The organism is Nocardia rosealba (genome assembly GCF_020216065.1).
GTDB classification, from domain to species: Bacteria; Actinomycetota; Actinomycetes; order Mycobacteriales; family Mycobacteriaceae; genus Nocardia; species Nocardia rosealba.
Genome location: NZ_JAIWNA010000011.1, coordinates 39,147 through 62,831 on the forward strand (window position 1 = coordinate 39,147; position 23,685 = coordinate 62,831).

Below are 23,685 nucleotides of genomic sequence, written 5' to 3' on the forward strand. Positions count from 1 at the left end.
CGTGGAGAAACAGACCATGAGCAGAACAGCGCGGGTGGAACGGGTCACCAAGGAATCCTCGATCCTGGTGGAGCTGAACCTCGACGGCAGCGGCAAGACCGAGATCTCCACCGGTGTGCCGTTCTACGACCACATGCTCACCGCCCTCGGCGCCCACGCCGGGTTCGACCTGGTGGTGCGTGCCGAAGGTGATATCGAGATCGAGGCACACCACACCGTCGAGGACACCGCCATCGTGTTCGGGCAAGCCCTCGGGCAGGCTCTGGGCGACAAGAAGGGCATCCGCCGGTTCGGCGACGCCTTCATCCCCATGGACGAGACCCTCGCCCACGCCGCCGTCGACGTGTCGGGGCGGCCGTACTGCGTGTTCACCGGCGAGCCGGAACACCTGGTGCACACCATCATTCCGAGCGCGGGCCCCGGTGCGTCGTACTCGACGGTGCTCAACAAGCACGTGTTCGAATCGATCGCGCAGAACGCACGGATCGCCCTGCATGTCCGGGTGCTCTACGGGCGCGACCAGCACCACATCACCGAGGCCGAATTCAAGGCTGTCGCACGGGCTTTGCGCGCGGCCGTCGAGATCGACCCCCGCGTGAGCGGTGTGCCGTCCACGAAAGGTGTGCTGTGAAATCCGTCGTGCTGCTGGACTACGGCTCCGGCAACCTGCACTCCGCCGAACGCGCCCTGGTGCGGGCAGGCGCCCAGGTGGAGGTCACCGCCGACCCGACCGCCGCGTTGGCGGCCGACGGGCTCGTGGTCCCCGGTGTCGGCGCGTTCGCGGCCTGCATGGCCGGGCTGCGCGCGGTGCGTGGTGAGCGCATCATCGGGCAGCGCCTGGCCGGTGGACGCCCGGTGCTCGGCATCTGCGTCGGCATGCAGATCATGTTCGACCGGGGTGTCGAGTTCGGTGTGGAAACCGAGGGCTGTGGTGAATGGCCCGGCACGGTCGCCGGGCTCGAGGCCCCCGTCCTCCCGCACATGGGCTGGAACACGGTGAAAGCACCCGCCGACAGCACCCTGTTCGCGGGCATGGACGCCGACACCCGCTTCTACTTCGTCCACTCCTACGCGGCCCAGCAGTGGGAACTGCCCGAAGCCGACCATATTCCGCCGCCGAAACTCACCTGGGCCGAGCACGGCGTGCCGTTCCTCGCCGCCGTCGAGAACGGCCCGCTCTCGGCCACCCAGTTCCACCCGGAGAAGTCCGGCGACGCGGGTGCTCAGTTGCTGCGCAACTGGATCGGGTCGCTGTAGGTCAGCCGAGTCTCGGGTCGTCGGCGGTGGATTCGATCGTCTCGCCCGGCGTGTAGTACAGCTCCACGACATTGTCGATGTCGAGGTGGCGATGCCAGTGGCCCTTCGGCACGACGACGAATTGCCCTGCGGTGAGCCGGTTTCGATGACTGCTGTCGTCGGTGAGGATTTCCACGGTGACGCTGCCGTGCAGGACCATCAGGAATTCGTCGGTGTCGGGGTGCAGTTCCCAGTCGGAGCCGGGGAGTTCGGCGCCGTGATACATGCAGAACGCTCCGGTGTTGAACGGGGCCAGTTCGCGAAAATCGAACTGGGCGAGGGTTTTCGCGGTGGTGATGGGGTCGTGTTTGCGCATGGTTCGGCTCTTCTCGGTCGGTGATCGTCAGGGGAGTGGATGGGGTGCCGGGTCGGATTCGGCGCGGCACCCGGCGGTGACGAAGGAGCGGATCGGGGTGGCGCAGGCGGCCGGGTCGTCGAACCAGGGATTGTGGCCGCCGGGGACTTCTTCGAGGTGCGCTGAGGGGATGTGTTCGATGCTGGGGAGGGCGTCGGTGGGGGAGAGGATGACGTCGTCGCGGCCCCATACGAAGAGCAATGGGATGTCGAATTGGCTCAATTCTGTTGGGGTGAGGATGTTTTCGGGGCGTGGTGCACGGCCGTCGAGTAATCGCGTCAGCAGAGAGCGATAGGCGGCGGCTTGGCCTGGTCGGCGGAGGGGGAGCCGGTGCAGGTCGACGAGGTCGTCCGACATGGCGGCTACCGCCTGCTCGCCGAGGGCCTCGCTGAGGGCGGCTTCGGCGAGGAACCGCGGTGAGGGCAGTCCCATGAGCGACTGTTCCATCCGGCCACGGAGCGGGGTGGTGAGGGAGACCATCGCGGGAACGGGCCGGGCGCCGGGGAGGGCGGTAGCCGGTGCGCCGAGGAGCACGGCGCGCGAGATTCGGTCGGGCGCGTCCAATGCTGTCCAGAGTGTGCACAGCCCTCCCAGAGAGTTGGCGATGACGGTCGCTTTCGGCAGGCCGAGTGCGTCGAGAGTTCCGGTCAGCGTGGCGACGGCGAATTCGCGCAGTGAAGGGCCGGGCCACTGCGGCGAAGGGGCCAGTCCCTGACCGGGGAATTCCACCAGGATGTGCCGGTAACCGGGGAGTTCGGCCAGCAACGGTGCGAAGCCTAGCGCCGGTGCGGTGATGCCGTTGAGGTAGATCAACGGACTTCCCGCGCCGATGCTGAGCACTCTGACACGCGGATCACGTTGCGGCAGTAAGTGCTCGGTGATGGTCAGACCGTGTGCGCTGGCAACCCGCTGTTCGATCGCGCGAATCCGATTGTCGAGAGAGGGCGTCATGGATCAACTGTCGCGCAGGGAACGCGGGTAGGTCTTGAACGAATGTCCGCTTTCGGTGCGGAGTGCAATGTCGTCCGTGCGTTGGTGCGCGATGGGATGTGGGGTTGGCGGCCGCGGGGATATCGTGCGAGATGACGCCGGGTGGCGGTGTGTCCGCGTTGCGGTGTGTGTGCGTCGGTTGGTCAGTTGGCGAGAGTGCGCGGCGTGGTGCCGGCGAAAGCGACGACCTCGCGATGGAGGTGGGGCTGATCGGCGTAGCCACAGATCGCGGCTACGTCTGCCACGGGCTGCCCGGCGGCGAGGCGATCCAGTGCGCGACGGAACCGCACTATCTTTGTGGCCTGTTTGGGGGTGACACCTACTTGTGCGGTGAATCGGGACCACAGTCGTTGTCGGCTCCACCCGGTCCACTCGGCCAGCTCCTGCACCCGTACTCGGCCACCGGTGGCGACGATGCGGTCCCAGCAAGCCGTTACCTCGGGGTCGGCGGTGCCGACTGGTTCGCGGTGGGCGAGGAATGTCGTCAGGATGGTGAATCGTTCTGCCCACGTGGGCATTTCGGACAGTTGCTCGCGCAGTAGGTTTGCGGCGCGTCCCCACACGGCATCGAGATCGACCATCTCCCCACGCAATTCGGATGGAGCGGCGCCCAGCAGAGTGCGTGTGGACAGGGGCGACAGGCGTAGCTCGAGGCATTCGATGCGGTCGGCCGTCACCTGCTGCGGCATCGGCGCCAATCCGGCGACCACACCGCCGAGCCGCCGCTGTTCACCACCGGCTGTGACCCGCAGCGGAGCATCGCCGAACTGGATCACCACGGTCACCTCGGGTCGCGCGCACACCCGCATCGGCGCGCCTGCCCCGACGCGCTCCAGGAACCCGCCCATCACCGCGCCCGGAACCGGGTTGGCACCGGCAGCAGCAACCTCCCAGCCCCCACCCAGTTCCGCTTCGGACACGATCGGGCGCATCTCACCAGCGTAGGTGGGTGGTGACGTCAGCGTCGTCGATCAGTCGCAGGCGACGGCTCGACAGGCCACATATCGGATCAGGAAGGGGCGACGTGGGCTTCGGCGGCGGCTTCGGTGCCTGCGGCCCAGCCTTCGGCGCTGCGGATGGTGATGCCTTTGGCGCGGGCGGTGGGGAAGTAGGTGTCGAAAGCCTTGTCGATCTGGTGTTGCCGGGCCGCGAGGACGGGGAGGAGGTGGTTCGGAGCGTGGGCGATCGTGGTGTCGGTGGCCTCGGTGAGGCGCTCGCCGATACGGGTCGCGTAGGCGGTGAGGAAGGCTTTGCGGTAGTGGCGGGAACGGGATTCTTCGGTGTCCGCGCTGTCGATCATGGTGCGGGTGGCCTGGACCAGCAGGGAGGTGGACAGGAGTTCGACCAGCTCGAGGTCGGTGTCGTCGCCGACCACGGTGACGAAGCCCCACTCCGCGGCGAAGATGGCGCGGCACCGATTGGCGTGCGCCACCCGGTCGATGAGCAGGGCTTTGGCGTCGGTGTAGGGGGTGTCGAGCCAGATGCGGCGGGTGGCGGGGAGATCGCTCGACGGTTCGAGCAGCAGGTGATCGATGGCGTACTTGGTCATCAGTTCCTGCGCCTTGGCCGAGAGGGTTTCGGCCTCGTCGGGAAACGACGTGGATTCGGCTTTGGCGAGCAGTCCGCGTACCCGGCCGAGCACCTTCTCGTCCACACCGTGCCGGGGTCGAGCCGGGCCGGACGCTTCGAGCTTCGGCAGTCGCAGCAACAGCGCGAGGGCATCGATCACGGTGGTCAGTGCTTCGCCACCGGTGAGCAAGGCGCGATCGGCCCATGCCCGTAGATGGGGAGTCGTCCACCAGACGGCGGCACCGAGGTCGTCGAGCTGCGCTTCCCACCTCGCGTCGGGACGGTTCGCCGCCATCAGATCCAGCAGGTATCCCACGCCGAACTCGTCGAGGCGTCGACGCGCGGCCTGATGGATGTCCCCGGGGAGCCAGCCGAGATCGTAGGCGTGGGTGATGAGCCGCCGACCCGCCAGCTCGACGCCCGCGGCGAGCTCGTCGGTGACGGTCACCGTCCCGATCGACTCGGCCGCACCCTGCGCGGCAGCGGCGACGACCGCCTCGGCGATGGTCGCCGGATCACCCGAGAGCGCGTCGAACGCGGTCGGTGGGGCAGGCTTGCGCCCGGTGCGACGCCGGCGGTTCTGTTTGGCCATGGTCTACCGATCGTCCCTCGCGCGCGGTCCGGTGGACAAATGGGCCGACCTCCCCCGCACGGCAGGCCTCGTATCCGTGCGTCATCACCGGTTCGGGGCGTCTGGCTCATCGGAAGCTGTCACCGCTTCAGCCGAGGCGCGAGCGGTTTCGGTCACCGCGCGAACGAAGGCTATGCCGGCATTCGACAAACCGGAGGTGCGCCAGACCAGGCCGTATTCGATGGGTGGGAGATCGTCGAAGGGGAGGTAGACCAGGCTGGGGCGGGGGTAGAAGTGGCCGGCTTGGGCGGCGGCGAGGGCGATGCCGTTGCCCGCTGCCACTTGGACCATGACTTCCTGCCAGTACGGCATGGTCATCGAACGATGGATCGGGCGGCCCGAGGGGGTGTGGGTGGGGAAGTGGTGGTCGAGGAAGTAGCCCGCCAGTCCCCGGGCGGTGAGCAGGGTTTCGTCGGCCAAGTCCACCACGGCGACCGAGGAGCGGGTGGCCAGGGGATGGGAGGTCGGGACGACGAGGACCTTCGCGTCACGCAACAGCACCGGGCCGCTCACGAGATCCGGCTCGACGGCGGGGTACTCGAGGAAGACCAGGTCGAGTTCGCGGCGCCGCAGCTGACCGAACCGGTCCGACAGCTGGACCTCACGCAGCTCCACCGTGCACGCGGGGCGCTCGGCGCGGAACGCGGTGGCGGCCGCCATCAGCATCTCGCTGCCCAGTGGGTGTGTGAAGCCGACCCGCAACACCTCCGCGGCACCCGCGCTGCCGGCCGCCCTGGCCAGTGCGGCCAGAATGCCGTGATGATGCGGAGCGAGGGCGTCGCGCAGCTGAGTCCCCAAGGGGGTCAACGACACCCGTCGACTCGTCCGCTCGAACAGTGGTGCGCCGATGCGCCGTTCCACGGTGTGGATCATCTGACTCACCCGGGCCCGCGATACCGTGAGCCGCTGCGCCGCACGCCCGAAGTGCAGTTCCTCGGCCAGCACCAGGAAGGTTTCCTGCTCCTGCCAGTTCATCGTGTGCTCCCGGCGCATTTCACGGCGGTACGAACGAAGGCCGCCGCCCGCGCCGACAGACCCGGCGCGCGCCACTGCAGGCCGTATTCGATCGGCGCCTGCTCCTCGAACGGCACGTAGACCAGGTCGGGTCGCGGGTAGTACTCGATGCCCTGGGCGGCCGTCACGGTGACGCCGATATCGGCGGCGACGTGGGCCAGCAACTCCTGCCAGTACCGTGTGGTCGTCGAACGGCGGATCGGCGACCCGGCGGGAGTCACCGGCGGAACCACGTGATCGAGGAAGTAGCCCGGCACCCCGCCGATGAACAGCACGGTTTGTCCGGTCAGATCCTCGACGGTGACCGAGCGTCGCCGCGAGAGCGGATTGCGGGTGGACACCGCCAAAACCCGGGCATCGCGCAGCAGCACCGGACCGCACACCAGGTCGGGTTCGGTGGCGGGGAATTCGATGAGCTGCAGATCCAGCTCGCCCGAGCGCAACGCGCTGTAGCGATCGGAGAGCTGCACCTCGCGGATATCGAGAGTGCAGCCGGGGTGGCGTGCGCGCAGGGCATCGCCCGCCCCGATCAGCAGCTTGCCTGCCAGTGGGCTGGAGAAACCGACTCGCAGCACGCCGTCGATGCCGCGCGCGGTTTCGGTCACCTCCGCTACCGCGTCCAGTACACCGCAATGGTGCGGGAGCAGGTCGTCGCGGAGCTGAATGCCCAAGGGCGTCAGGGAAACCCGACGGCTCGTCCGCTCCAGCAGAGGTGCGCCGACGCGGGCCTCGAGTGTCTGGATCAACTGGCTCACCCGGGCCCGCGACAGCAGCAACCGATCCGCCGCTCGCCCGAAGTGCAGTTCCTCGGCCACCGCGAGGAACGTTTCGATCTCTTGCCAGTTCATCCATCACCTCTCATCGGTAAAGGCTCTTTACCGACCGGTGAGTATTTTGCCTGGTGTTCGCCTGTGTCACGCTCCGACCGCCTCGTCGGCACCCGCCCGACACGCGGAGGCGCTGGGCGACAACGCCTGATCGGGCAGTGCCCGGTGCTGATCGGCTGCCGGCCGGGCACGGACAACGGAATCGGTAATCGTGCCGCAAACATGGTGGCAATTGTTTATGGCGGAAAACTATTCGGAGACAAAAGAATGCGGTGACGTGCGCTCGGCACGTCACCGCATTCGGCACCGACCTGAGGGGAGTGGTCGGCAAGTCCGGCTACGCCGAATTACTCGGCGGGGGTGTTGAGTTCACGCGCGCCGAGCAGGATGTCGACGATGTTGGCGCCACCACTGGTGAGGCTGTCGAATGCCGAGCTGCCGGTCTCGAGCACCTCGAGGCCCGCGAGAGCGGCGGCCGAACCGGTACCGGCGGCACCGAGACCCGCCGAACCGGTGCCAGCGGCACCGAGACCGGCCGAACCGGTGGCCAGAGCGGGCAGGGCGGCGGCGGAACCGGTACCGGCAGCACCGGCACCCGCGGCGCCCGCACCAGCGGAACCGGTCGCGCCGAGGGCGGCCGAGCCGGTGGCGCCTAGGGCGGCGGAACCGGTGGCGGCGGCGGCCGAGCCGGTGAAGGCGTTGGCGGCGGCAGCGGGACCGAGCACGGCGATGGCGAGGGCACCGGCAACAGCGAGGGTCTTGCGAGTCATGAGATTTCCTTTCGGTGCCTGCAATCACAGGCTGGTAACGCAAAGGGGCGGTGCGGCGATGAACTCGGTAGGGGTTGGTGTTCCTGCCGACAAAACGGAAAGTTAATCGATGCGGGAAACGAATTGCTAATTGATTCCACGTGGTGATTGTCACCATTAATACTTGGTAAACGGAATGTTTCCGCAGGTCAATCGGGTCTGTTCGATCGATCACATAACGTTCGGCGCATGGCTGGCTACCGATCTTCAGAAATCGGGCAAACTTATGGCACACCACTCGGTGACGGCTTCGGGTATGCGGCTGGGGTGGGCGGAGTGACGCGGAGCGCACCGGCCAGGACCGTTGCGGGCCCGCCGGGGGGACCTACTAGTCTGATCGGCGTGAGTCTTGTGCTGTTGCCCGCGGTCGATGTCGCCAATGGGGAGGCCGTGCGCCTCGTACAGGGGGAGGCCGGTAGCGAAACCGGATACGGGTCGCCCCGCGACGCCGCCCTCGCGTGGCAGGAGGCCGGTGCCGAATGGGTGCACCTGGTCGACCTCGACGCGGCCTTCGGCAAGGGCAGCAACCGGGAACTGATCGCCCAGGTGATCGGCGAACTCGACGTCAAAGTCGAGCTCTCCGGCGGTATCCGCGACGACGACTCGCTGAAGGCCGCCCTGGCCACCGGCTGCGCGCGTGTGAACATCGGCACCGCGGCGATCGAGAACCCGCAGTGGTGCGCCCGCGTACTCGGGGAGTACGGCGACCGGATCGCGGTCGGGCTCGACGTCAAGCAGATCGACGGCGAATGGCGGCTGCGCGGACGTGGCTGGGTGACCGACGGCGGTGACCTCTGGGAGGTCCTCGAGCGCCTCGAACGTGACGGGTGCGCACGCTATGTGGTCACCGACGTCTCCAAGGACGGCACGCTCACCGGCCCCAATCTCGAACTGCTCGGCCAGGTGGCCAATGCCGCCGAGGCGCCCGTCGTAGCCTCCGGCGGTATCTCGGTGCTCGACGATCTCGTCGCCATCGCCGGCCTCACCGACGAGGGTGTCGAAGGCGCCATCATCGGCAAGGCGCTGTACGCGGGCCGGTTCACCCTGCCCGAGGCCCTGGCCGCGGTGCGCTGACCTCGCCATGACCACTGCGCCGAGCACCGCCGAACTGACCGACCTGCTGGCCGTCGCCACCCAGGTGCTGGACGGGGTGGTGCCGCGCTATCTCGAGGGTGTCGGCGCGCCGAGCGCGGTCGCCAAGGGCCGCAACGACTTCGCCACCGAACTCGACCTCGAACTGGAACGCACCATTTCCGCCGAGTTGCGTCAGCGCACCGGAATCGCGGTGCACGGTGAGGAATTCGGTGGGCCGGAGCTGACGTCGGGCACGGCCTGGGTGCTCGATCCGATCGACGGCACCTTCAATTACTCGGTGGGACATCCCATGTCGGGCATCCTGCTGGCGCTGGTGCACGAGGGCGAACCGGTGATCGGGGCGACCTGGCTGCCCGGGCTGGGCCGGCGGTACGCGGCCGTCAGCGGCGGTCCGGTGTATCTCGACGGGGTGGCCCTGCCGCCGCTGGCGCCCGGCAAACTCGGCGAGGCCATGATCGGGTTCGGTGCGTTCAACCTGGATTCGGCCGGCCGCATCCCTGGCCAGTTCCGGTTCGACCTGCTCGGTGCGCTGAGCCGGTTGTCCTCCCGGGTCCGCATGCACGGCGCCACCGGCATCGATCTGGCGTTCACCGCCTCCGGTGTGCTCGGCGGAGCGGTGGTGTTCGGGCACCATCCGTGGGACAACGCCGCCGGGGTCGCCCTGGTGCGGGCCGCGGGCGGGGTGGTCACCGACCTGGCGGGCGAGCCGTGGACCATCACCTCCGGCTCGGTGCTCGCCGCCGCACCCGGTGTGCACGAAGAACTCCTTGACATGATCTGCGCGGTCAGCGACGAAGAACGAGGTTGAACACGATGGGTACCAGCACACAGCAGAGCACGCTGGCCGTCCGCGTGATCCCCTGTCTCGATGTGGACGCGGGCCGGGTGGTCAAGGGCGTGAACTTCCAGAACCTGCGTGACGCGGGTGATCCGGTGGAACTGGCCGCCACTTACGACGCTCAGGGTGCCGACGAACTCACCTTCCTCGACGTCACCGCCTCCACCGGCGATCGCGCGACCATGCTCGACGTGGTGACCCGCACCGCCGAACAGATCTTCATCCCGCTCACCGTCGGTGGCGGGGTCCGCACGGTCGAGGACGTGGACCGCCTGCTGCGCGCCGGGGCCGACAAGGTCTCGGTGAACACCGCCGCCATCGCCCGCCCCGAGGTGCTCTCGGAGATGTCGCAGCGCTTCGGTTCCCAATGCATCGTGCTCTCGGTCGACGCCCGCACCGTGCCCGACGGCCAGCCCGACACCCCGTCCGGCTGGGAGGTCACCACCCACGGTGGCAAACGCGGTACCGGTATCGACGCCGTCGAATGGGCTGTGCGCGGCGCCGAACTCGGTGTGGGCGAGATCCTGCTCAACTCCATGGACGCCGACGGCACCAAGGCGGGCTTCGACCTCCCGATGATCACCGCCGTCCGCGCCGCCGTGCACGTTCCCGTGATCGCCAGTGGCGGTGCGGGCGCGGTGGAACACTTTCCGCCCGCCGTCCACGCGGGTGCCGACGCGGTGCTCGCCGCCAGCGTCTTCCACTTCGGCGACCTCACCATCGCCCAGGTCAAAGACGCCATGCGCGCAGACGGCATCACCGTCCGCTGATCTCAGTCGTCCGAGACGGCCCGTTGTGGTCGGTCGGTCGTCGGTGCTACAGGCCCATGTCGGTAGCGATGACGGTGCGCAGGGTGTCGGAGCTGTCGCCGCCTTGGATGCGGTCCACGCGGTGGTCGGCGTAGAGGCGGGCGATGGGTGAGTCGGTGAGATAACCTGCGCCGCCGTGTAGTTGGAGGCAGCGGTCGATGACCCGGGTCGCGGTTTCGGTGGCGAAGAGCTCGGCGGAGGCGGCGTGGGCCGGGTCGAGTGCGGCGCTGTCGTGGGCGGCGAGAGCGCGATCGATCACCGCCTCGATGGCATCGACCTCGGCTCGGCAGCCCGCCAGTTCGAACTTGCTGTGCTGGACGGCGGCGACGGGGCGGGCGACCGGAAGCCGGTCGCGGGTGTGGTCGCGGGCGAAGCGGATGGCCGCCTTGGCCCGGGCGTAGGCGCCGAGCGCGATATTCAGTCGCTGCTGTGGCAGCTGGGCGGCCAGGTGCGCGGCGGCCCGGTGCGGGTCGCCGAGCAGGTCGGTGGCGGGGACTCGCACATCGGTGAAGGTGAGTTCGGCGGTGCCACCGACCTTGCGGCCCAACGTGTCCAGGCGCCTGCCCACCAGGAAACCGGGGGCGCTCGTGTCGACGACCAGCAGCGAAAGACCGAAGGACGGGTCGTCGGGCCGCGGCGGTGCGGTGCGGGCGCACACGATGACCCGATCGGCGTGCACCCCACCGATGACATAGGTCTTCGAACCGTTCAGCACGTAGGTGCCCTCAGCGGTCTGTGGCGCGGTGGTGCGCATCCCCTCCGGTTCGGTGCCGGTGCCCGGCTCGGCCACCGCGAGGGCGAACATCGTGTCGCCGGAGATGATCCCCGGCAGCCACCTGGCCTGCTGCGCCGGGGTGGCGAGTGCGGTGATCAACGGCAGGCAGCGGCCCAGGTGCGCGCTCGCCCCGCCGAAGGAGACAGCGGCCCTGGCGATCTCCTCGGCGAGCACGCCACGATAGGCCAGCGAGTCACGCCCGGCACCACCGAACTCCACCGGCACCTCGAGACCGAAAATCCCCAGATCGCCGAGCCGGTAATAGAATTCGCGCGGCACGAGACCGTCCTGGTACCAGCGGCCGAAGCTCGGCACGACTTCGGCTTCGATGAAGGCCCGGATCGTGGTCCGGAAGCCGACGAGTTCGGCGTCGAAAGTTGTTCTGCGCATCAGCGATTCCCCTGTTGTCGGCGCGCCTGTGCGCACGGGCCGGGCCGCGAACACCCCCGTGTTCGCGGCCCGGCATCGGACGAGATCTACTTCGCGGGCGCGGGTACCGCGGGGTCCTTGCAGTAGGCGCCCAGCTCGGCCGGGCACGGCGCGAGGATGGTGGAGAAGTACTGGTAGGCGGCGAACAAGGCCAGCGGACCGCCGACGGTGACCAGTCCGACCATCCCGCCTACCGCGCCGAGCGTGGCCGCGCCGAGCACACATCCCGCCACGGTGGCGCCCACCCACGGTACGAGCAGCACGATCACGGGGCTGGCGATCGTCGCACCGGCCGCGCCGCCGACCAGGCAGCCCACCCCGCCGCCGACCACGGCGCCGATGATGGCGGCCACCGCGCTGCCGATGGTGAGTCGCTGGGCGAGCACGCCGAGCGCGGATTGGTCACGGGGGGTGAAGGATTCGGCGATCTGCTGCACCGCGGCATTCTGGCTGATGACATTCGTGGCCGCCTCGGCCGGTGTGCCGCCGTCACGTGATGGTGTAAGGGTGGCGCGGTCACCGTCGATCGCCGCCGTGATCGGGAAGACCTTGTCGTCCATCCGGTACGACAGCGGCAGCGCCGCGACCGGCACGTCGGCCTCGGTGGTGAGCACGAGCTGACCGTCGACGACCTGTAGTTTGCCGTCGTTCGTCGACAGCACGGCCGCGTCGCCCTGCCTGCTGATCTCGTAGTGGACCTCGGTCTGGGCCGGCTCGGCGTTGGCGTTCGCGCTGCCGACGCACAGGGCAAGTGCCGTCATGGCGGCCGTCGCGAGCGTGGTTGACATCTTCATGGTGATCCTCATCGATCGTGGGGTGAACTTGTGCCTCGCGGCACGGGACTACTTGCCGGAGGTATCGATCAGGCCCTCGGTCAGCGACCAGTGCTCGCCGGCGAAGGTCTGGATGCCGACCGCCTCGAGCGGGAAGCCGTCGCCCGCACCGGTTTTCATGCTGATACCGGGCAGCATCAGGTCGGCGGAGACGTTGTCGAGCGAGCGCATCGCATCGCGCAGGCCCTCCCTGGTCGGGCACTTCGCCGCTTCGAGGGTCTTGTGGAAGCTCTGTGCCATCGCCCAGCCGGCCATGGCGTGCTGGTTCTCGGTGTCGGCGCCGGGTGCGTACTGGGTGAGTTCGGTCTTGAACGTCTGCATGCCTGCGTCGGTGGCCCAGCGCGGGTCGGCGGGGTCCTTGAGGAACGCCGCGCTCACCGTGCCCTGGATGTTCGGCAGGCCGACCGGGCGCAGTGTCGCCATGGTGTTGGATACCTGGGTGAGCACGTGCAGCGGGTTCCAGTCGGTGTTGCGCACGTCGGCGGCCAGGGCCTGGGAGGCGAACTTCGGCGTCGAGAAGTTCAGCATCACATCGGCTTTGGAGTTGGCCAGGTTGCGGACCTGCGCGTCGACGGTGGGGTCGGTCACCTCGAAGCTCTGCTCGGCGACCACCTTCACCCCGCTGCCCTCGGCGCCTTCGCGGAACGCGGCGAGCAGGTCCTTGCCGAAGTCGTCGTTCTGGTACAGCACCGCGACGGTCGCGGTGGGGCGCTGCTTCTTCACGTACTCGGCGTAGGCCAGGCCCTCGGTGCGGTAGCTGGGTTGCCAGCCGATGGTCCACGGGTTGTCCTCGGACCCGAACTTCGTGGCGCCGGTGGCGACGAACACCTGCGGCACCTTGCGCTGGCCGAGGTAGTCGCTCACCGCCGAGGAGGTGGCGGTGCCGAGGGTCTGGAAGACGGCGAACACCTGATCCTGTTCGACGAGGCGACGGGTCTCCTCGACGGTTTTGGGCGGCTGGTAGCCGTCGTCGCGGACGAGGTATTCCACCTGGCGTCCACCGATGCCGCCTTTCTCGGCGTTGACGTAGTCGAAGTAGGCCTTGATGCCCTTGGGCACCTCGCCATAGGCCGAGGCCGGACCGGACAGCGGGTACACGCCGCCGAGCTTGATGGTGCTGTCGGTGATGCCGGTGGTCTGCTGACCTCGGCAATCGCCTTGGCCGACGGTTCCGGTGTCGGCGTTGCGACCACCGCACGCGGTGAGCGTGGCGACCGCGAGGGCCAGTGCGGCGGCCACCCCGAGACACTGGATTGTCCTAGTGCGCATGAGTTCTCCCTTTCCGGACGCGTTGTCCGAGCCAGTGCGCCCATCGGGTGGCCAGACCGGCCAGTCCCTGGGGTGCGAGGTACATGACCGCGATGATCAGCAGTCCGAAGATGACGCCGGGTGCGGCCTGGTTGACGTCTTGCGCCAGGCTCGGCACGAACATCACGAACAGCCCGCCGAGCACCGGCCCCCACGTCGTGCCGAGTCCGCCGACGACGAGCCCGGCCAGCAGGGTGATCGACAGGGTGAGCGCGAACGAGTCGGGGGAGACGAAGGCGATCACCCAGGTGTAGACGCAGCCCGCGACGCCGGCCAGCAGCGCGCTCCAGGCGAAGGCCAGGGTCTTGTAGTGCGCCAGGTTCACCCCGAGCACCTCGGCGGCGGTCTCGTTGTCACGCACCGCGTGCAGGGCGCGACCGACTTTGGAGCGCAGCATCCCGGCGACCAGCACGAAGCTCAGCACGGTGACGGCCAGCGCGAGGAAGTACAGCCACTGGTCCTCGGCGAGCCCGGTCCAGGCAGGCGGCACCGGCTTGTCGACGCCGAGTCCCATCGAGCCGCCGGTGAGTCCGTCGAACCGTTTCAGCAACGGGACCAGGAAGATCGCGATCGACAGGGTGACCAGTGCGAGATACAGCCCGCGCAGGCGCAACGCCGGGATCCCGAGCGCGAACCCGAGCACGAAGGTGATCGCCGCCGCCAGCGGTATGGTCGCGAAATACGCTGTGTCCCAGCGATGCATCGCGATCGCGGCCGTGTAGGCGCCGATCGCGAAGAACGCGCCGTGGCCGAGCGAGATCTGGCCGGTGTGCCCGACGAGCAGGTTGAGCCCGAGCAGGGTGACCGCGTAGATCATGGCCATCGCCAGCTGGAAGGTGTGGAAGGGCACCAGCTGGAACGGTGCGGCACAGGCGAGCAGGAGTACCGCGACCGTGAAGACCAGCGGAAGCCGGGGGACGCGAATTCTCGAACGTTCCGGTTCCGCCTGGAGTGCTGCAGGATTCGCTGCCGAGATTTTCAACTCGCTCATACCCGTTCCACCGCCGCATGTCCGAACAGACCTTGGGGGCGAAGCAACAGCACGCCCAGGATGATCACCAGCGGCACACCGATCTTGAGTTCGGTGCCGATCGCGTCGACGTATGCGCCGGTGAGGGTTTCGGCGACGCCGACGATCAGTCCGCCCGCCACCGCGCCGCCGGGGGAGTCGAACCCGCCGAGCGTCGCCGCCGCGAAGGCGTAGATCAGGACGCCGCTCATCATGTTGGGATCGAGGAACAGCAGCGGCGCCGACAGCACGCCCGACACCGACCCGACCAGCGCGGCCAGGCCCCATCCCAGCGAGAGCACGGTGCCGACCCGGATGCCGACGAGCCTGGCGGACTGCGGATTACACGCCACCGCCCGCATGGCCAACCCGATCGCGGTGTAACGGAACAGCAGATACAGCAGTGCCATCACCAGTCCGACGACGGCGAAGATGCCGAGGCTGCCGTACCCCACACTGACATCGGCGACCCGTAATGCGCCGTCCGGGAAGGGATTCGGGAAGGACTTCACCTGGTAGGACCAGATCCAGCCCGCCGCCGCGTGCACCGTGAAGAACAAACCGACCGTGACGATCACCAGGGTGATCTCCGGTTTGCCTTCGACCGGCCGGATCACCACCCGCTCGATCACCATGCCCGCGAGGAAGGAGATCACCAGCGTGAGGACGAGTGCCGCCCAGAACGGCATCACCTGACTCAGCTGCCAGGCCAGGAAAGCCGAGAACATGGCCAGCTCGCCCTGGGCGAAGTTGGCCACCCCGGTGAACCGGTAGATCAGGACCAGCGCCAGCGCCAGCCCCGCGTAGATCGCGCCCGCCGAGAGCCCCTCGACGAGCTGCTGCGCGAATTCGTTCACGGTCGCACCCGGTATCCGAGGTAGGAGCGGACGACCTGCTCGTCTGCTTTGATCTCGGCGGCGCTGCCGGACAGGACGATGCGGCCCGTCTCGAGCACATGTGCCTGATGGGCGACACCCAGCGCGAGGTGGGCGTTCTGTTCGACGACTATCACGGTGGTGCGTTCCTCTGCGTTGATGGTGTGCACGATCCCGAACAGCTCCTGGGTGACCAGCGGGGAAAGCCCGAGCGAAGGTTCGTCCAGCAGCAGCAGTCGTGGGCGCAGCATCAGCGCCCGGCCGATGGCGAGCATCTGCTGCTGACCGCCGGACAGCCCGCCCGCCGCGTCGCGCTGTTTGTCGCGCAGGATCGGGAAGTAGTCGTAGACGCGGCGCAGGTCGGACTCGACGCCCGCGCGGTCGCGGCGGGAGTAGGCGCCGAGGCGCAGGTTCTCCTCCACCGTGAGCGGGGCGAAGGTGCCGCGGCCCTCGGGCACGTGGGCGACGCCGAGCCGGGCCATCGCCTCGGGTGCCCGTCCGGCGACCTCGTCACCGTTCAAGCGAAGGGTGCCACGCACTTTCACCATGCCGCACAGCGCGCGCAGCAAGGTGGTCTTGCCCGCACCGTTGGGACCGAGGATGGCGCATACTTCGCCCTCGGCGACCGAAAAGCTCACACCGTGCAGCACTTTCGCCGCGCCGTAGCCCGCGTGCAGGTCGGTGACGGCCAGGAATTCGCTCATGAGGCAGCCCCCAGATAGGCGCGGACGACAGCCGGATCGCTCTGCACCGCTTCGGGTTCGCCCTCGGCGATCACCTGTCCGAACTCGAGGCAGACCACCCGGTCGCAGGTGTTCATCACGAATCCCATGTGGTGTTCGACGACGACAACGGTGAGATCGAGCTCGGCCTGCAGGGCACGAAGACGCTCGGCGAACTCGTCGACCTCGCCGTGGCTCAGCCCGTTCACCGGCTCGTCGAGCAGTAGCAGCCGGGGCCGCACCGCCAGGGCGCGCGCCAATTCGATCCGTTTGAGCGTGCCGAACGGCAGCCCGGCGGCGGGATGGTCGGCGACTGCGGTGAGGTCGAGCCGCTCGAGCAGTTCGTCGGCCTCGACGCGCAATCGCCGTTCCTCCCGGCCGACCCACGGCATCCGCAGCCCCGCCGAGACGAAGCCGCCGCGCGTGCGGTGATGGGTGCCGACGAGCACGTTGTCGCGTACCGACATCCGGGTGAACAGGCCGAGGTTCTGGAAGGTGCGGGCGATGCCGAGCCCGGCCAGTGCATCGGGGCGCACCGTGGTCAGGTCGGTGTCGAGGTAGCGCAAGGTGCCGGAGGTGGGACGGTTGCGCCGGGTGAGGCAGTTGAACAGGGTGGTCTTGCCCGCGCCGTTGGGCCCGATCAGACCGACCATCTCGCCCGCGGCGACCGTGAACCCCACATCCTGCAGGGCGGTGATCCCGCCGAAGCGCACCGTCAGGTGGGTTATGTCGAGCATGCGAGGAACACTAAGAGCGCTGGTCAGCACCCACATCGGACGTTGTGGACCAAGTTTTCGGCCGTGCATCGTCCGCTGCGGACAGTGTGATCTGGTTGACACCTCGAACGCGGCGCTGCAAACTCCCCGGACATGTCAGCTGGATCACAACTGCTCGGCTACTCCGATCCGGTACACGCCGAGCGAGCCCGGATCGTCGGGTGCGCCTACGACCACGCCGACGAGATCGCCGACGATGTGATGGCCAAGCTGCGCGTCGAACTGCCCGGCTACGACACCGCCGACCCGGGGTTCCTCGCCGACGTGCACGACCAGCTGGCCCGGCTCAGCCGCACCGGGCTCGGTGCCCTGCTCGAGCACAAGCGAGTCACCCCGGCCGACGTCTCCTACGCCAGGCAGGCCGCCGCCCGCCGCGCCCGCTGCGGGCTGCCGCTGGTCGACTACATCGCCGCGTTCCGGCTGGGTCAGCGCGCGATCTGGAAATCGCTGCTCGCTCACGCGGGCGACACCGAAGCGGGACGTGAGGCGGTGTTGTCGCTGGCCGGACCGCTGGCCCGCTACACCGACCTGATCAGCACCCAGGCCACCGACGCGTACCTGGAGTTCCAGCAGTACGTCACCGCGGAATCGAGCCGCGACGGCCAGGCGCTGATGGACTCCCTGCTCGACGGTGCCCTGCCCGCGAGCGGACCGCACCTGTCCGTGGCCACCGCGCACGGGATCGGCGCCGAACGGACCGCGCCGTTGGTGGTGGTCACCGCGATGGTTCTCGATCCCGCGCCGTCGGCCGACTCCCTGTGCGAGACGAGGCAAGTGGTGTCGGCCGCGCTGGCGCGCACCGGTGTCAACGGGTTGCGCACCCTGTCGGTGGTGCGCGATACCGAGATCGTGGCGATCCCCGCGCTGCGACCCGACGGGTCGGCCGAGCAGCTGTGCGAGCGACTGCGAGCGCTGCGTGCGCAACTCGCCGCCGACGGTGTGGCGCTGGCCGTCGGGGTGAGTACCTCGGTCACCGAGGTCGGCCAGATCCCCCGGGCGCACCGGCAGGCCAGGGCCGCCCTCGCCCTGCTCCCCGAGGACGGTGGCGTGCTCGCGCTGCCGCAGATGACACCGTTCCGGTACCTGCTGCTGCGCGCCGACGACACCACCCGTCAGCTCGTCGATCCTCGTGTGGGCGCCGCCCTCGCCGACGACCGCGCCCGGGGCGGCACCCTCGCCGACACCGTGCGCGCGTTCGCCGCCGCCGACATGAACCTGCGCGAAGCCGCCGACGCCCTGCACATCCACCTCAACACCGCCAAGTACCGGCTGGGCCGCATCCAGGAACTCACCGGACGCAATGTGCGCAGCGTCAACGACCTCGTCGAACTTCTGGTGGCGATCGAGCTGTTATAAACGACGGATGAGTCTGGATCCTGCTATTGCCGCTCGCCTCAAACGCAACGAGGCCGGGCTCGTCGCCGCGATCGCGCAGGAGAAGGCGACCGGAGACGTGCTGATGATGGCCTGGATGGACGACGAGGCCCTGGCCCGCACCCTCGAAACCCGCAAGGGCACCTACTATTCGCGTTCACGGCAGCAGTACTGGGTGAAGGGGGAGACCTCCGGGCACACGCAGTACGTGCACGAGGTGCGGCTCGACTGTGACGGTGACACCGTGCTGCTGATCGTCGATCAGGAAGGTGCGGCCTGTCACACCGGCACCCACACCTGCTTCGACACCGATGTGCTGCTCGCACGCGAGGCCGAGTGAGATGACCGTGCCGGAGGTGCTCGCCGAGCTCGCCGCCCTCGACAATCCGCGTGTTCGCGAGGTCAACGAGAAGCACGGCGACGACCACGGCGTGAACCTCACCGAGCTGCGTGCGGTCGCCAAACGGCTGAAGACCGACCACGACCTCGCCCTCGAGCTGTGGGCCACCGACGACACCGCCGCGAAACTGCTCGCCCTGCTCGTCTGCCGCCCGAAGGCTTTCGACCGGGCCGAGCTCGACGCGATGATCCGCGCCGCCCGCACTCCGAAGGTGCACGACTGGCTCGTGAACTATGTGGTGAAGAAGAACCCGCACGCCGAGGAGCTGCGCGTGGCCTGGCTCGCCCACCCGGATCCGGCGGTCGCCGCCGCTGGTTGGGCGCTCACCGCCGATCGAGTGGTGAAAAAGCCTGCGGGACTGGATCTTCCCGGGCTCCTCGACGACATCGAAGCGCACATGAAAACCGCCCCCGACCGCCTGCAATGGGCGATGAACACCTGCCTGGCCCAGATCGGGATCACGCACCCCGAACACCGGGCTCGTGCCGTCGATATCGGGGAACGGCTGCGGGTCCTCGCCGACTATCCGACCTCGCCCGGCTGCACCTCGCCGTTCGCACCCACCTGGATCGCGGAAATGGTGCGCAGACAGGGCGATTGAGCCTCAGCGGAGCCGTTCGCCGGCGACCTTCGACGACGGCAGGCGCCCGGCTTTGGAGGTTCCCCGCAGGGTGTCACCGTCGACGGTCACGTCGAATGCCAGGTTCAGCCGAAGGGGTTTGGTGACGGCCTGTTTCCAGGTGAGCCGATCGCCGTCGGCGCGGAGCTCGGTGAGTGGCACGTCCTCGCCTGCTCCGCGCGCGACGCCGGTGAGAACCCCGTCCTGCTCACGGATTTCGACCACGGCGTCGATCTTGCCGATCGGGGTGGCGATGGACATGTTCCAGGTGCCCGCGAAAGACATGCTGATGCGTTCCTGACTGTTCGAATGGTGGGGTTCGCTGCTCAGAAGGCGGTCGGTGTCAGGCCGTCGGCGCGCCAGACGGTGCCACGCCGCTCGTGTGCGAAGAGCTCTTCGACGGCGTGCGCGACGCGGGGCCCCAGTTCGCGCTCGAGCAGATACAGGCCGAGATCCAGGCCGGAGGTGACACCCGCGCCGGTGACCAGGTCGCCGTCGTCCACGATCCGGGCCGAGACCGCGTGCGCACCGGTGGCGTCGAGCAGATCCAGGCCGAGATGGTGGGTGGTGGCGTGACGGCCTTCGAGCAGGCCGGCCATGGCCAGGACCAGCGAGCCTCCACAGACGGTGGCGACAGTGACGTCTGGGGCCTTCATGGCTTGCGTGAGGAGGGCGGGCAGCTCGGTGGTCAGCGTGCGACCGAGCAGCACCGGGATGGGCTGGTCCGGTTCCCATTCGCCCGCACCCACCTGTGCTTCCGGCGCCTCGCCGAGGTCGCCCACCCGGCCCGAAGCTCCGGGCACCACAACGATGTCCGCACGTTCCGGGTCGAGGGTGCCGGTGGCGTGCAACGTCAATCCGCCGGTGCCGCTGACCACCTCACGAGGACCCTGTGCGGAGACCAGCTCGACGGTGACCGCACCGTCGGACGCCACGCCGCCCGCGTACAGCACTTCATAGGGAGCGATGGCATCGAGTGGATCGAAGCCGTCGAAAAGGACGATCTGAACATGCATGGATGATTTCCCTCGCGTCGTTCTCCGCTGGACATCCCACAGTCAACCGGTGCTCGCCGCGAGAGCCCAGTGGCACTGGCGACAGGTTTCGACGGAAAAATGCCAACCTCGCTACCCTCGTGCCATGCACACCGTCGCCGTCCTGGCACTGGACAAGGTGATCCCGTTCGACCTGTCCACCCCGATCGAGGTCTTCTCGCGGACCCGGCTGCCCGACGGACGACCCGGCTACCAGGTGCGGGTCTGTGCCGAGCACGCCGAGGTCGACGCGGGCGCCTTCACCCTGCGTGCCCCGTGGGGCCTGGACGGCCTCCGGAACGCGGACACGATCATCGTGCCGGGCATCGCCGATCCGACCGCCCCGCTCTCACCCGCCGTCTTCGAGGCGCTATGCGCGGCCGCCGCCGAGGGCACCCGTATCGCCTCCATCTGCGTCGGCACCTTCCCGTTGGCCGCCACTGGTCTGCTCGCCGGGCTGCGCGCCACGACCCACTGGCATGCGGCCGACGCACTGGCCGCCACCCATCCCGACATCGACGTCGACCCGGACGTCCTCTACGTCGACAACGGGCAGTTCCTCACCTCGGCGGGCGCCGCGGCGGGAATGGACTTGTGCCTGCACATGATTCGCCGTGACTACGGCTCGGCCACGGCCGCGCACGCCGCCCGGCTGTCGGTGATGCCGCTCGAACGCGAAGGCGGACAAGCGCAGTTCATCGTCCACGACCACGTCCCCACACCACAGGGCTCTGAGCTCGAAAAGCTGCTCACCTGGTTACAGCAGAACCTGGCCGAAGACCTCACCCTCGCCGATATCGCCGAGCGGGCCGGAACCAGCACCCGCACGCTCATCCGGCGCTTCCGTGAACACACCGGAACCACCCCACTGCAATGGCTGCATCGCGTCCGCATCCGGCAGGCGCAGCATCTGCTCGAGACCACCCAGCATTCGGTCGAACGGATCAGCGGCCAGGTCGGTTTCGGGTCGGCCACCGCCTTCCGGGAGCGCTTCAAGCGCACCACCGGCGTCAGCCCGCAGAGCTACCGGCGCACGTTCAGCTGAACCGGATTCGAGGCCTAGTCGCACCCCTCGGCGAGGACCTGGTCCAATTGACTGGACAGGCTTTCGCCGAGGGCGGCCAGCTGGGCTGTCTGGGCGCAGTCGAGACCGTCGAGCACCAGCTTGCGGACGGCCTCGAGATATCCGGGCGTGGCCTCGATGACCTTCTCGAAACCGTCGTCGGTGAGCACCGCGTACACCCCGCGTCTGCCCGCCGCCGAATCGCGGCGCGCCCAGCCGAGTCGCTCCAGTTTCGACACCACATGCGACAGTCGCGATAGCGAAGCATTTGCCTTGTGGGCGAGATCACTGAGCTGCATTCGGTGCCCGGCTTCCTCCGACAGCAGGCTCAGCACCCGGAATTCGAAATGGGTGAGCCCGGACTCGCGCTGCAACCGGGTGTCGAGGGCGGCCGGAACCCTTGTCATCAGGGCGACTACCGCCTGCCAGGCGCGCTGTTCTACCGGATCCAGCCATCTGGTCATGGCTGAGGCCGCCTCGCGGTCGGGCGGCACGGATCGAAGGGAGGGACGCGCACCGGACCGAGTTTGCCACGACGTCGCTGTGGCGTCCGCCGGATCGCCCGGGTCGTGAGGTCACTCACAACCCGGGACGCGTCATCGAAGCCTCAGTACTCGCGAGACTCCTGCGGTGGGACCGTCGGTTCGGGGGTGGCCTTGGCGGCCCGGCGACGGTTGATGCCCCGCTTACCCATCAGACCGAGCACGAGGGCGAACACGATCGCGGCCACGATCGCACCGACCAGGCAGGCACCGCGGAACGCGGGCGCGTCGACATCGAGGATGCGTTCACCGGCGTGCGCCGCATTGTTGCCACCCAGCACGATGGTGAGCGTCATCAGGTTCGGAAGGGAGCCGAGCAGCGCGATGACGACTGCCACCCCGGCGATGAACTTGCCGCCCTTGCGCTTCCACATCCGCACCGCGAGCAGCAACAGCAGCAGCGGCACCAGGGTGAACACCAGGCCGTAGACCAGGCCCCACCAGATGCCCTGGGTGAAGCTGCCGTGCACGAGGCTCGCCAGGCGCTGCGCCCACCATCGTGGGATGAACGAGGCCAGGATGAAATAGGCGATCACCAGCACGACCGCTGTCGCCAGGATCATGATCGCCCGGTTGCGCCACACGGTAGCCGTGGACTTCTGACCGCTCGACCGCACTTCGCCGGATGTCATTGCCCCAGCGTAGGCGCGCCGACGGTGCCGGGCGCCGATCCGTGCCCGGCGTTTCGCCAGATCGCTACCCGGCGGATTTCGCCCGTTCGCGCAGGAAGCGCAACGCCTCGTCGGCGTGCACGGCCGCGCGCAGTTCACCGGTGACGACCTTCAGGATCGTGCGATCGGTATCGATGACGAAGGTGTGTCGTTTGACCGGGGCCAGCTTGCCGAGTAGCCCGCGTTTGACACCGAAACCGGCCGCGACCTCGCCGTCGGCGTCGGAGAGGACCGGATAGTCGAGCCGCTGCTTGCCTGCGAAACCGGCCTGCACCTCGACACTGTCGGTGCTGATCCCGGCGCAGGACGCGCCGACGGCGGCGAACTCGGCGCTCAGATCACGGAAATGGCAGGCCTCGGCGGTGCAGACCGGAGTGTTGGCGGCCGGGTAGAAGAACAGCACGAGCGGCCCGCCTGCCAGCAGGGCGTCGAGGGAGCGGAGTTCGCCGGACTGATCGGGAAGTTCGAACTGGGGCGCGGTCTGACCTGGCTGCATGCGCACGACCCTAGCGGCCGGTACCCGAGCGCAAAAGGTCCCCGTTCACGGACGCGAACGGGGACCCGCCTTTCGACCCGCCCTGCGGCTCTAAGGAATCCGCAACAGCGCTTTGATCTCCGGGTTGCGGATCTCCATCACGTCGAGGATGCCGTGCACGCGCAGCATCGGCTCCAGCTTCAGGAGACGATCGCGGTGCGCTTCGTATTCGACCGGGAACGACTTCTCGTCCAGATCCTGCATGGCCTTGGCGTAGGTGACGAACGACGTGAGCGCGCTCGCCGCGGACTGCTGTCCAGGACCGTTGTAGTGCTGCGACACAGGGGCCTGCCTGCCCAGCTGTGCGCCCTGATGCGAGGGATTCAACATGGCTCCTCTCGGAAGAAGGGATACCGCATGCGACATGGAACGCGCGCGAGTGTAGTGATGCCGGTCACGGCCGCATTCGGCGCCCGGTCGTGACGGCCTTCGGCGGGGTGATCGGGGCAGGATGCGGCCACGTCGCGGCGCCTGGGATGATGGCCGA

The 23,685-nt window shown here is 68.4% G+C and carries 29 protein-coding genes; 9 read left to right on the forward strand and 20 right to left on the reverse strand.

The window, feature by feature from the left end:
• Window positions 1-16 precede the first annotated feature (16 nt).
• The gene (gene hisB / locus LDL21_RS28310; RefSeq protein ID WP_157105161.1) at window positions 17-631 is read left to right on the forward strand and encodes an imidazoleglycerol-phosphate dehydratase HisB; all 615 of its coding nucleotides are present in this window, start codon (window positions 17-19) and stop codon (window positions 629-631) included.
• Complete coding sequence (gene hisH / locus LDL21_RS28315; RefSeq protein ID WP_067644773.1) at window positions 628-1,257, forward strand: imidazole glycerol phosphate synthase subunit HisH; 630 nt, start codon at window positions 628-630, stop codon at window positions 1,255-1,257. Before hisB ends, hisH begins: the two co-directional genes overlap by 4 nt.
• Before the next feature lies 1 nt (window position 1,258).
• On the opposite strand, the gene LDL21_RS28320 is transcribed toward hisH, so the two are convergent.
• The 7 genes from LDL21_RS28320 to LDL21_RS28350 form a co-directional block, all read right to left on the reverse strand.
• Complete coding sequence (locus tag LDL21_RS28320) at window positions 1,259-1,612, reverse strand: cupin domain-containing protein (RefSeq protein ID WP_181697632.1); 354 nt, start codon at window positions 1,610-1,612, stop codon at window positions 1,259-1,261.
• Window positions 1,613-1,639: 27 nt separating this feature from the next.
• Window positions 1,640-2,602 carry an alpha/beta fold hydrolase gene (locus LDL21_RS28325; RefSeq protein WP_225282483.1) on the reverse strand — a complete coding sequence of 321 codons (963 nt, stop codon included), beginning with the start codon at window positions 2,600-2,602 and terminating at the stop codon, window positions 1,640-1,642.
• Window positions 2,603-2,784: 182 nt separating this feature from the next.
• A complete protein-coding gene (locus LDL21_RS28330) occupies window positions 2,785-3,573 on the reverse strand; it encodes a helix-turn-helix domain-containing protein (RefSeq protein ID WP_225282484.1) in 789 nt (262 codons plus the stop codon).
• 77 nt (window positions 3,574-3,650) lie between these two features.
• Window positions 3,651-4,802, reverse strand: coding sequence for a DUF2786 domain-containing protein (locus tag LDL21_RS28335; protein WP_225282485.1), 1,152 nt, complete (start codon window positions 4,800-4,802; stop codon window positions 3,651-3,653).
• Between the two features lie 84 nt (window positions 4,803-4,886).
• Entirely contained in the window at window positions 4,887-5,816 is a 930-nt protein-coding gene (locus LDL21_RS28340) for a LysR family transcriptional regulator (RefSeq protein ID WP_225282486.1), read from the reverse strand.
• Window positions 5,813-6,703 (reverse strand): LysR family transcriptional regulator, encoded by an 891-nt coding sequence (locus LDL21_RS28345; protein ID WP_181697637.1) that lies wholly within the window; start codon window positions 6,701-6,703, stop codon window positions 5,813-5,815. Before LDL21_RS28345 ends, LDL21_RS28340 begins: the two co-directional genes overlap by 4 nt.
• 326 nt (window positions 6,704-7,029) lie before the next feature.
• Window positions 7,030-7,452, reverse strand: a complete 423-nt coding sequence (locus LDL21_RS28350) for a hypothetical protein (protein WP_067644751.1) — start codon at window positions 7,450-7,452, stop codon at window positions 7,030-7,032.
• A 381-nt stretch (window positions 7,453-7,833) separates the two neighbouring features.
• Here LDL21_RS28350 and priA point away from each other — a divergent pair, with 381 nt between their 5' ends.
• The 3 genes from priA to hisF are packed head-to-tail and all read left to right on the forward strand — an operon-like array spanning window position 7,834 to window position 10,194.
• Window positions 7,834-8,565 (forward strand): bifunctional 1-(5-phosphoribosyl)-5-((5-phosphoribosylamino)methylideneamino)imidazole-4-carboxamide isomerase/phosphoribosylanthranilate isomerase PriA, encoded by a 732-nt coding sequence (gene priA / locus LDL21_RS28355; RefSeq protein ID WP_181697638.1) that lies wholly within the window; start codon window positions 7,834-7,836, stop codon window positions 8,563-8,565.
• Window positions 8,566-8,572: 7 nt separating this feature from the next.
• Window positions 8,573-9,394 carry an inositol monophosphatase family protein gene (locus LDL21_RS28360; RefSeq protein WP_067644745.1) on the forward strand — a complete coding sequence of 274 codons (822 nt, stop codon included), beginning with the start codon at window positions 8,573-8,575 and terminating at the stop codon, window positions 9,392-9,394.
• A gap of 5 nt (window positions 9,395-9,399) precedes the next feature.
• A complete protein-coding gene (gene hisF / locus LDL21_RS28365; protein WP_181697640.1) occupies window positions 9,400-10,194 on the forward strand; it encodes an imidazole glycerol phosphate synthase subunit HisF in 795 nt (264 codons plus the stop codon).
• A 46-nt stretch (window positions 10,195-10,240) separates the two neighbouring features.
• Here the strand turns inward: hisF and LDL21_RS28370 are convergent, their stop codons facing one another.
• From LDL21_RS28370 to LDL21_RS28400, 7 genes are all read right to left on the reverse strand, one after another.
• Window positions 10,241-11,398: an acyl-CoA dehydrogenase family protein gene (locus tag LDL21_RS28370; RefSeq protein ID WP_225282487.1), complete on the reverse strand. Its 1,158-nt coding sequence runs from the start codon at window positions 11,396-11,398 to the stop codon at window positions 10,241-10,243.
• 86 nt (window positions 11,399-11,484) lie between these two features.
• The gene (locus LDL21_RS28375) at window positions 11,485-12,231 is read right to left on the reverse strand and encodes a DUF8020 domain-containing protein (RefSeq protein WP_225282488.1); all 747 of its coding nucleotides are present in this window, start codon (window positions 12,229-12,231) and stop codon (window positions 11,485-11,487) included.
• A gap of 48 nt (window positions 12,232-12,279) precedes the next feature.
• Entirely contained in the window at window positions 12,280-13,539 is a 1,260-nt protein-coding gene (locus tag LDL21_RS28380; protein WP_225282489.1) for an ABC transporter substrate-binding protein, read from the reverse strand.
• A complete protein-coding gene (locus LDL21_RS28385) occupies window positions 13,529-14,569 on the reverse strand; it encodes a branched-chain amino acid ABC transporter permease (RefSeq protein WP_225282490.1) in 1,041 nt (346 codons plus the stop codon). The genes LDL21_RS28380 and LDL21_RS28385 overlap by 11 nt, the downstream gene beginning before the upstream one ends.
• On the reverse strand, window positions 14,566-15,444 hold the full coding sequence (locus LDL21_RS28390) for a branched-chain amino acid ABC transporter permease (protein WP_225282491.1): 879 nt from the start codon (window positions 15,442-15,444) through the stop codon (window positions 14,566-14,568). Before LDL21_RS28390 ends, LDL21_RS28385 begins: the two co-directional genes overlap by 4 nt.
• The gene (locus LDL21_RS28395) at window positions 15,441-16,166 is read right to left on the reverse strand and encodes an ABC transporter ATP-binding protein (RefSeq protein WP_225282492.1); all 726 of its coding nucleotides are present in this window, start codon (window positions 16,164-16,166) and stop codon (window positions 15,441-15,443) included. The genes LDL21_RS28390 and LDL21_RS28395 overlap by 4 nt, the downstream gene beginning before the upstream one ends.
• Window positions 16,163-16,921: an ABC transporter ATP-binding protein gene (locus tag LDL21_RS28400; protein WP_225282493.1), complete on the reverse strand. Its 759-nt coding sequence runs from the start codon at window positions 16,919-16,921 to the stop codon at window positions 16,163-16,165. The genes LDL21_RS28395 and LDL21_RS28400 overlap by 4 nt, the downstream gene beginning before the upstream one ends.
• A 132-nt stretch (window positions 16,922-17,053) precedes the next feature.
• On the opposite strand from LDL21_RS28400, the gene LDL21_RS28405 reads away from it, so the two are divergent.
• Genes LDL21_RS28405 through LDL21_RS28415 form a run of 3 tightly spaced genes read left to right on the forward strand, consistent with a single transcriptional unit; the run spans window position 17,054 to window position 19,335 of the window.
• Window positions 17,054-18,316 carry a PucR family transcriptional regulator gene (locus LDL21_RS28405; protein WP_225282494.1) on the forward strand — a complete coding sequence of 421 codons (1,263 nt, stop codon included), beginning with the start codon at window positions 17,054-17,056 and terminating at the stop codon, window positions 18,314-18,316.
• Window positions 18,317-18,323: 7 nt separating this feature from the next.
• On the forward strand, window positions 18,324-18,674 hold the full coding sequence (hisI, locus tag LDL21_RS28410) for a phosphoribosyl-AMP cyclohydrolase (protein WP_181697649.1): 351 nt from the start codon (window positions 18,324-18,326) through the stop codon (window positions 18,672-18,674).
• A 1-nt stretch (window position 18,675) separates the two neighbouring features.
• Window positions 18,676-19,335: a DNA alkylation repair protein gene (locus tag LDL21_RS28415; protein ID WP_225282495.1), complete on the forward strand. Its 660-nt coding sequence runs from the start codon at window positions 18,676-18,678 to the stop codon at window positions 19,333-19,335.
• Window positions 19,336-19,338: 3 nt separating this feature from the next.
• Here LDL21_RS28415 and LDL21_RS28420 read toward each other — a convergent pair whose 3' ends face one another.
• Together LDL21_RS28420 and LDL21_RS28425 are read right to left on the reverse strand one after the other, a co-directional pair.
• Window positions 19,339-19,638, reverse strand: coding sequence for a hypothetical protein (locus tag LDL21_RS28420; protein WP_225282496.1), 300 nt, complete (start codon window positions 19,636-19,638; stop codon window positions 19,339-19,341).
• Window positions 19,639-19,679: 41 nt separating this feature from the next.
• A complete protein-coding gene (locus tag LDL21_RS28425) occupies window positions 19,680-20,369 on the reverse strand; it encodes a DJ-1/PfpI family protein (RefSeq protein ID WP_225282497.1) in 690 nt (229 codons plus the stop codon).
• 124 nt (window positions 20,370-20,493) lie between these two features.
• Here LDL21_RS28425 and LDL21_RS28430 point away from each other — a divergent pair, with 124 nt between their 5' ends.
• The gene (locus tag LDL21_RS28430) at window positions 20,494-21,432 is read left to right on the forward strand and encodes a GlxA family transcriptional regulator (RefSeq protein ID WP_225282498.1); all 939 of its coding nucleotides are present in this window, start codon (window positions 20,494-20,496) and stop codon (window positions 21,430-21,432) included.
• A 14-nt stretch (window positions 21,433-21,446) separates the two neighbouring features.
• Here the strand turns inward: LDL21_RS28430 and LDL21_RS28435 are convergent, their stop codons facing one another.
• The 4 genes from LDL21_RS28435 to LDL21_RS28450 form a co-directional block, all read right to left on the reverse strand.
• Window positions 21,447-21,914, reverse strand: a complete 468-nt coding sequence (locus LDL21_RS28435; protein ID WP_225282499.1) for a MarR family winged helix-turn-helix transcriptional regulator — start codon at window positions 21,912-21,914, stop codon at window positions 21,447-21,449.
• A 143-nt stretch (window positions 21,915-22,057) separates the two neighbouring features.
• Window positions 22,058-22,624 (reverse strand): permease, encoded by a 567-nt coding sequence (locus LDL21_RS28440; protein ID WP_181697655.1) that lies wholly within the window; start codon window positions 22,622-22,624, stop codon window positions 22,058-22,060.
• Window positions 22,625-22,688: 64 nt separating this feature from the next.
• Window positions 22,689-23,159 carry a peroxiredoxin gene (locus LDL21_RS28445; protein ID WP_225282500.1) on the reverse strand — a complete coding sequence of 157 codons (471 nt, stop codon included), beginning with the start codon at window positions 23,157-23,159 and terminating at the stop codon, window positions 22,689-22,691.
• Between the two features lie 90 nt (window positions 23,160-23,249).
• The gene (locus LDL21_RS28450) at window positions 23,250-23,528 is read right to left on the reverse strand and encodes a hypothetical protein (RefSeq protein WP_181697657.1); all 279 of its coding nucleotides are present in this window, start codon (window positions 23,526-23,528) and stop codon (window positions 23,250-23,252) included.
• Between the last annotated feature and the right edge of the window lie 157 nt (window positions 23,529-23,685).